Annotated in this window: 6 protein-coding genes and 2 pseudogenes; 3 read left to right on the top strand and 5 right to left on the bottom strand. The window is 46.3% G+C overall.

Translation table 11 applies throughout. The features are described from left to right. Positions 1–142 precede the first annotated feature (142 nt). A pseudogene (locus tag O9290_RS25915) lies at positions 143–1,675 on the top strand (mechanosensitive ion channel family protein); the annotation flags it as partial. A gap of 56 nt (positions 1,676–1,731) precedes the next feature. Here O9290_RS25915 and O9290_RS25910 read toward each other — a convergent pair. The 4 genes from O9290_RS25910 to dnaX form a co-directional block, all read right to left on the bottom strand. Further along, a complete protein-coding gene (locus tag O9290_RS25910; protein WP_061430883.1) occupies positions 1,732–2,142 on the bottom strand; it encodes a type II toxin-antitoxin system VapC family toxin in 411 nt (136 codons plus the stop codon). Beyond that, entirely contained in the window at positions 2,139–2,405 is a 267-nt protein-coding gene (locus tag O9290_RS25905; RefSeq protein ID WP_002761993.1) for an RNA-binding protein, read from the bottom strand. Before O9290_RS25905 ends, O9290_RS25910 begins: the two co-directional genes overlap by 4 nt. Positions 2,406–2,476: 71 nt before the next feature. After that, on the bottom strand, positions 2,477–2,800 hold the full coding sequence (grxD, locus tag O9290_RS25900; protein ID WP_002761995.1) for a Grx4 family monothiol glutaredoxin: 324 nt from the start codon (positions 2,798–2,800) through the stop codon (positions 2,477–2,479). A gap of 87 nt (positions 2,801–2,887) precedes the next feature. Further along, the gene (dnaX, locus tag O9290_RS25895) at positions 2,888–5,296 is read right to left on the bottom strand and encodes a DNA polymerase III subunit gamma/tau (protein ID WP_288054892.1); all 2,409 of its coding nucleotides are present in this window, start codon (positions 5,294–5,296) and stop codon (positions 2,888–2,890) included. A gap of 101 nt (positions 5,297–5,397) precedes the next feature. On the opposite strand from dnaX, the gene O9290_RS25890 reads away from it, so the two are divergent. Together O9290_RS25890 and O9290_RS25885 are read left to right on the top strand one after the other, a co-directional pair. After that, on the top strand, positions 5,398–5,520 hold the full coding sequence (locus O9290_RS25890) for a hypothetical protein (RefSeq protein ID WP_288054890.1): 123 nt from the start codon (positions 5,398–5,400) through the stop codon (positions 5,518–5,520). Between the two features lie 119 nt (positions 5,521–5,639). Further along, entirely contained in the window at positions 5,640–7,850 is a 2,211-nt protein-coding gene (locus O9290_RS25885; protein ID WP_288054888.1) for a molybdopterin oxidoreductase family protein, read from the top strand. 162 nt (positions 7,851–8,012) lie between these two features. Here the strand turns inward: O9290_RS25885 and O9290_RS25880 are convergent. Continuing rightward, positions 8,013–8,163: pseudogene (locus O9290_RS25880) on the bottom strand (IS1 family transposase); the annotation flags it as partial.

Raw genomic sequence — 8,163 nt, 5'->3', positions numbered from 1 at the left:
ACTCAAAACGGACGTTGAGAAAGAGTCAGACTTAAGCAATTAAGCGTTTTTCGGTGAAGCGTCAACCCCATTCAGCGACCACCCTAAAAAAGTGGCGTGGTGAGGAATCGCCGTCCGTTTTACGGCGGCGAGGATGTCAATTCAGATTGCCTCCCAAGATTTTACCGCTTCTGAGTCCCGGGAACTCTCCCCGGTAGAAAGACGGGCTAGCCGCATTGAAAGGGGCTTAAATAATATTATCAATCGGGGTTTCGATCCGACAACCCTGCAAGTAAGTACGGCGACTCTCAATAATTTAACCGTGATTGTGGCCAAGGATAACCAGAATTTACCGCAACAGGTAATTCTGACAGTGACAGAAGTTGATGCCCTGATCGATTCTTCTTCTGTTGGCGATTTAGCGGACAGATGGGTTAAAATCATCCAAACAGCTTTGATCCAAGCTTGGCAAGAACGTCAGCCCGCCCCTCGTCGGCAACAGGTAATGACTGCCACTATAATTATTTTGGGGCTAACTTTCTTAAGCTGGGTATCAATTTGGTGGCAGAAACACCTAAGAAATCGCTTCAATCTCCTCAAAAAACAGGCTAAAAGTCAATCCGATCGAAATTTACCTATAAATTCCCCCCCCAGAAAAGATCGCTCCCAAGAACCGATTTTAGCCTCTCTAGAAGATTCCTCTAATTTCCGTCAACAGGCCGATATTCAGCGACAACTGACGCTAAATATTCTCTGGAAAAGACTGGCTCTTATTGGACTGATACTGCTTTGGTTTGCCGGAATAGCGGCGATTTTGTATGTATTTCCCGAAACTAGGCTAGAAGGACGCGGAATAATCCGTATTCCTTTACAGATTTTTATCATCTGGTTGCTGCTGACATCAGTGAGCAATATGGTTAATCTCTACGTTAATTCCAGACTACGGGAGTGGGTAGAGGAAGGAGCGGTTTTTTCGGAAAATTTGGAAAGGAGGATTCTGCGCGCTCCCACTTTATTAGAAGTTTGGCGACAAATTATCACATTTATCGCTATTTTTCTGGGAATTTTGGTTTTTTTGAGTTGGATGGGCCTTTCTTTCGCCTTTTTACTCACGGGAGCCGGTTTAGTGGGAGCATTGCTCACCTTTGCCTTTCAGGATCTTTTAAAAGATTGGATTAACGGTTTTCTAATTATCTTTGAAGACCAATACACTGTCGGTGATATGATCCAGTTTCAGGAGTTTATCGGTTTGGTGGAAAATATGAGTTTGCGAGCGACTCAATTGCGGGCTGCCGATGGACGTTTAATCACTATTGCCCATAACCAAATTATTAGCGCACACAACCTCAGTAAAGATTGGGCGCGGGTCAATTTTACCATTGAAGTCGCCTATGACACCGAGCCAGATGTGGCGATCGCTTTAATGGCAGCCATCGCTGAAAATATGGCTGTAGATCCACAATGGCAAAAAGATATCATCGATCCCGTGCAGGTTGCTGGTGTTAGTCGGGTTTCTCACACGGGGATGGAAATTATGCTCAGAATTGTCGTCAAAAGATTACGACAATGGGACATAGAAAGAGAGTATCGTCGTCGTCTAAAGATTGCTTTTGAGGAGAAGGGAATTCACATCGGTATCCCCCAACAAAGTGTCCTCGTAGCAAAAGATAGAGAGGAATTCAAGGGACAGTTTTAAAGGGGAACATTTTCTATCGGTGGAGTTATAGGCCGTTGAAAGCAGATTTTCCATGACTACCCTTGAATAATATCAAAGCTTCCTTGGTTTTGAATCCGATAAAACAGGAAATCCGCATCGAGGGTGAGAATTTGCCGATACCCAGTCTTTTCAGCTACTAAAACTAGGGTTGCATCTGCCAAGTCCATCGGTCGATCGCGGTATTGCTCCATCAACCCCAACAAGCGACTGAAATCACTTTCCTGAATATTGTAAACCACCAGCAGTTTATCTAAAAGAAGTTGTCCCAGTTGTTTTTGCATTTGCCAACCCCCCCGATGCAGCGCCAGGTACATGGCTTCGGTCAGGCATGACCAAGTTGTGACGAGAGGCTTTGCTAAACGCATTACTGTATTTCTGTAGGCTTTATGTTGGGGTTGGGTGCGATCAACCAAACAAAGCAGCACTCCTGCATCACACAGGATCATAGCTCTAGTCCTTGTTGCCGATATTTTTCGAGCAGCAGTTGCTGGTAGTCGTTTATTGGTTCCGGTGAATTGACAGTTAAGCCATCTACGGCTTCAAACCATTGTAACCATCTTTCTATCAGTTTTCCATCAGGCTGAGTGTCAAAGGTTTTGACTCGATATTTATGATCGAGAAGATCAATAAAGTCGCTTACTTCCTGAACAAGGACTTCAGGGAGTTGATCTAGCTTAGAAATTGCAGTTTCTCGAATTGTCACAATCATCACCTCTGCCAAGATTGCTAGTTGGGCAACTTTAAACTAGGTTAGGATAGCTAACCTAACCTAGAAAATTTTTAGGAAGCTAAGGCTACCTCGACTATTTGTTGTAGTTCCCCATTTTGATAGAGTTCGATCATAATGTCGGAACCACCAATAAACTGACCGTTGATATAGACTTGGGGAATAGTCGGCCAATTGGAATACTCCTTAACTCCTTGTCTTAACTCCTGATCTTGGAGAATATCGACAGTTTCGTAGGAAACCCCCAGAATATTGAGAATTTGTATGACGTTATTCGAGAAACCACACTGAGGCATTAATTTATTGCCCTTCATGAACACAAGAACTTTATTATTCTGGACTAATTGATCGATTCTGGCCTTAGTTTCGGGTGTCATAGGTCTAGTAGCTAGAATTTGAGCAAGAATAGCCAATCCTGAGACGTGGCATATCCTATCAGTTTAGCACAAGCCGTTGGGATAGCTTTAAAAAGGCAGGTCTTCGTCCTCCTCCAAATTCTCTAAAATTTCGTTAACATCAGGTCTCCCGCGCACGATAGTCATATTTTCCAGAGACTTATTAACTTTAGTTTCTGCGTCCGAATTTTCTGGCAGTGAATAACCCATATTGACCACTTCACCATCAAAAGATTTCGCTAACTTTTGAGCGGCCGCCAAAATTTCACTAACATCTACATCTTGATCTAATGTCTCTAAAGATGAATCAAAATTTAAGATTTTTTGGGGCAGTTCTGTGCTAAGAGTTTTTGGGTTTCCCGATGCTGTGATCTTTGCTTCTTTTTTCTCGATAATTGCTTCTTTGACTGGGGGAATATCCACCGCGGTCATAACTTTATTTTCGGGAGTTATTGGTGGGGTTGGTGCGGTTTCTGGTGGTGGTTGTATCCTGGCCGCTGGGGATGGGGAAACTTCCGCAGCCATGGCAGCAGTGGCGGAACCTACCTGTAAATGGACTTTAATCCGGCGCTGAAAAACAGCCTCGAAAGCTGACTCAATATTAGTCAAGCGTAGCCGGGCCATTTTTAATAATTGTTCCGAAGATATGCTTAAATAAGCGCTCGATTCTTCCATATTAAAAAGACTGCCGTGCTGACGCAAGAGAGTGCGAGTAGTGGGGGGTTCCATTACTTCTAAAACCCGCTGCCAAATTTGTTCATGATTGTCATCACTGGCAACAGTTTTAACCTCAGTTTTCGGCACTGCGACGCTAGTTGTCGGGGTGATAACCGCCGGTTTGATCGGTTGATTAACCGGTGCCGGTGCTGTGATCACTTCCGGGGGCCTTTCGGTGCTGGTTTGGGGACGGGAAGGCGCTGCCGTGGCAACTAGAGGAATCACCTGTGCTTGCGGTAACAGTCCTAAGAGAGTGACTTCTAACCAGAGACGGGGTTGAGTGGTGTTTTTTAGTTGCGTTTCGCTGTCTTTAAGAAGTTGTTGACCGCGGAGAATTTCCTCTAAAGACCAAGTACGCGCTTCCGCACACAATTCCTGCCAAGTGGGAGCAGTGACAGCGACCATTTCTGGACGATTAGGGGCGGTTTTGGCTAAAAGTAGGTTTAAATAGAATCCCGCTAGATTTTGCAAGACGATTAAAGGTTCCTTACCGCGATTCATCAGATGGCGACATTGTTCGATAACTTGATCGGGAATATTGCCATGAATGACTTTAAGTAGGGTTAAGAGGTCTCTTTCGGGGACTGCACCGACCAAATCCCAGACTCGCTCGGCCGTAATCGTTCCTGCGAGTAAACTTAATTGATCGAGGAGACTTTCCGCATCCCGTAAACCACCGTTAGCGATCTGAGCCACCAAGGTTAATGCTTCTAGGTTAATATCGATCGCTTCTATTTGGGCGATTTTTTGCAGGTGTGCCACCATCGCATCGAGAGCAATACGGCGATAATCAAAGCGTTGACAACGGGAGATGATGGTAGGCAAGACACGCTGAGGATCGGTGGTAGCAAGCACAAAAATCACTCGATCCGGCGGTTCTTCCAGAGTTTTCAGCAAGGCATTAAAGGCCGCCGTACTGAGCATATGGCAGTTATGAACTAATAACCCATTGGCAACAAAATTATGATTGTCCTCCACTTCTAGGTCATAGACGCTTTCTGTGTCACCTTCTTGAATCCCTATCACTTCCTCGAAATTTGTCAGCCATTGAGGGGATTTTATGATACTAGGCCTGTATTGCACCGCAGCCACATTCACAGGGGATAGGATATGATCGCCGATTTTGAGATTTTTTGCTTGTATCCATGCTTTTTCTGTTCTAATCAAATGATTACCAGTGCAATTAATCGTCCGATTTCTGGTTTGAATGGTTAAAGTTGCTTTTACGCCTCGGTTTAGCCATCGCAGGACTTTTTTATATTCCCACTCTCCGCTGCTCTCGTTGTAACTGAGAACTCGTTTTCCGAGAATCTCAGGATGATTAATGGGGATTAATCCCGTTTCGGTGAAAACAAGGCTATCCCCAGTCAGGCATTCATCGATGACATAGACTTTATAACGACATTGGACGGGGGCAAATTGCGATCGCTCGATAATTTCCCGAATGTTATCCACACCGGTATTACTAGCGGCATCAATTTCGATCACGTCTAGGGCCGAACCATTGGCGATCGCTTGACAGACGGAACACTTACCGCAGGGAATCGGTGTCGGATGGTCACTAGACAGACAGTTGAGGGATTTGGCTAAAATTCGCGCCGAGGAGGTTTTCCCCGTGCCTCTGGGTCCAGTAAATAGGTATGCAGGAGCGATTCGCTCACTGATTAAGGCATTACTCAGGGTCGTGGCGATCGCTGATTGTCCCACCAAATCGGCAAAGGTTTGGGGACGATACTTATGATGTAGAGGTTCGTAGGTCATGACTGGCTGAAAACTTTTTCCGCACCCTAGAGACTACTATTATCCTATGCCGATTCTTTTTCAACACGAGAACAAGTGTATGCTTTTTAAGCTGTTAACTATTGAAATTGCTTGTTGAGATCAGGCAACAGTATAAAACCCCACACCCCACACCCCACACCCCACACCCCACACCCATCAGCAAATTTTATCTAGCCAGTTGTAATGCGCGATTTGCATCATAAAAATGGCAATTTGGCCAAGGCTTCTAATAAATTGTATTAATAACTACAATTTGGCCGAGAAAACCTGACGACTATCTTAGTATGCCTAAAGACAGCGCCACCAATCAGACCAACTGCTTATGACTGAATCTACAAAAACCCAATGTCCTTACTGTGGAGTAGGTTGTGGTTTGACAGTCACCCCCCCCGCGTCGGCCGGACAAGCATGGAAAGTCTTCGGGGACAAGTCCCACCCCTCCAGTCAAGGTATGGTCTGTGTTAAAGGGGCTACCGTAGCGGAATCAATCGATAAAAATCGCCTCAAAACCCCGATGATTCGCGATTCTCTCCAAGAGCAATTCCGTCCTTGTACCTGGGAAGAAGCCCTCGATCGCATCGTTAACCGTATCCAAACTCTAATCGCTCAGGGGGAAAAGGAAAGTATCTGTCTATACGGTTCGGGACAATTTCACACCGAAGATTACTACATCGCCCAAAAACTGGTCAAGGGCTGTCTGGGAGTCAATAACTTTGATGCTAATTCCCGTCTCTGTATGTCTTCGGCCGTGGCCGCTTATCGGGACAGTTTCGGGTCCGACGGTCCCCCCTGCTGTTACGATGACCTAGAATTAACCGATTGTGCCTTTCTGGTGGGGACAAATACGGCCGAATGTCACCCCATCATCTTTAACCGTCTGCACAAGTATCTCAAAGGTAACAAAGAAGCGAAATTAATCGTCGTTGATCCCCGCAGGACAAAAACCGCCGAGGCCGCTAATCTCCACCTCGCCATTAACCCGGGGACCGATATTGACCTATTTAACGGTATTGCTCACCTGTTACTGAATTGGGGTGCGATCGATACCTATTTTATCGATAAATGTACCCGAGATTTCCACAAATACGCCGAAATTATCCGCCATTATCCCCCGGAAATCGTCGCCCCTAAATGCGGTATCCCCATCGAGGATTTAGAAAAGGCTGCCCGCTACTGGGCCGAATCGAAAAGAGTGCTTTCCCTCTGGTCGATGGGTATCAATCAATCTAGGGAAGGCACGGCCAAAGCCCGCACTTTAATCAATTTACACCTAATGACGGCTAATATCGGTAGGCCGGGGGCCGGTCCTTTTTCCCTAACCGGACAACCCAACGCCATGGGGGGACGGGAAGCCGGCGGCCTCTGCCATCTTCTCCCCGGTTATCGTTCCGTCAAAAATCCCCAACACCGGGCCGAAGTGGAACAAGCTTGGGGTTTACCCGCCGGTCGGATTTCTCCCGTCCCCGGTCGCGATGCTTGGAGTATGATTACTGGTTTGGAGACGGGAGATGTCAAACTTCTCTGGATTGCCGCCACTAATCCAGCCGTTAGTATGCCTGATCTAGAACGTACCAAGGCGGCCCTGTTAAAATCACCTTTTACTATCCATCAGGATGCCTACTATCCCACGGAAACCAGCGCCTATGCCCATTTATTACTGCCAGCGGCCCAATGGGGCGAAAAAACGGGAACAATGACCAATTCTGAGCGCATGGTGACGTTAAATAAGGCTTTTCGCCCTCCCGTGGGACAAGCTCGGGCCGACTGGCAAATTTTTGCCGAAGTCGGTCGCCGTTTGGGTTTTGAGGCACAATTTAATTTTCAGGATTCGGCCGAGGTATATTCCGAGTTTGCCGGCTTGACATATAAACGTCCTTGTGATATGACAGGGATTAATTATGATCGCCTGGCCGAGACTCCCCGACCGTGGCCCGATTCCATCGATGAAATTTCCGCCCCTAAAACCGCTAATTCCGGGGAATTACTAGGTAATTTAGTTAAAGATGACGATAAAAGCCAAAAAACAGCCGCAAAACGCCTTTATACCGATGGTAAATTTAATACTGCCGATGGACGTGCTGTTTTCGCAGCCTACCACAGTAAAGGTCTAGCGGAACCCCCGGACGATGATTATCCCCTAGTGTTGACCGTGGGGCGTTTGTACGGTCACTGGCACACCCAAACCCGCACCGGCCGCATCGAGAAAATTGTCAAAATGCACCCCGCACCTTTTCTGGAAATTCATCCCCAAGATGCGGCAAAATTGGGCATAGAAGCTGGGGAATGGGTGGAGGTGCGTTCTCGTCGCGGTTCTGCCCGTTTTCCCGCTTTAATTACCAAAGCAATTGCTCCTAATTGTGTCTTTGTGCCGATGCACTGGGGGGCCCTATGGGCAGAAAATTCTGAGGCCAATAGTCTCACCCATCCGGCCGCTTGTCCGATTTCCCTGCAGCCGGAATTAAAAGCTTGTGCCGTCAAATTAATCCCGATCAAGTCTTTAGTTAATGCCGAATTATCGAAAATTTGGGTTTAAAACCCCGCCCCTTTTAGCTGACAGGTGTAGGTATTTTACAACTAAGAGGAAGGGGAGTAGTAAAAAGCATCAACGGGGGTGGGAGGGAAAGAACTCCAGCGATGAAGTTGAATCGGTGGTGATTCGGTAGTAGTGATGGCGGCTTAATCCTTTGCTTTGCTGTGCATTGTAGTCATGGATAAAATACCAAAGGGTTCCCCAACGTGATTCTCCATTTTTTTAGAGAAAGATAGACTCTCTCTCACCAGCCGAGAAATCCTTTGTCGAAAGGTATTATTTAATCTTTCAATAGGATTAGTTTGACCAGTTTCTT

Source organism: Microcystis sp. LE19-41.2A, from assembly GCF_027530405.1.
Classification (GTDB): domain Bacteria; phylum Cyanobacteriota; class Cyanobacteriia; order Cyanobacteriales; family Microcystaceae; genus Microcystis; species Microcystis aeruginosa.
Note: the sequence above shows the minus strand (reverse complement) of the source record. Positions and strands in the feature narration are given on the sequence as shown.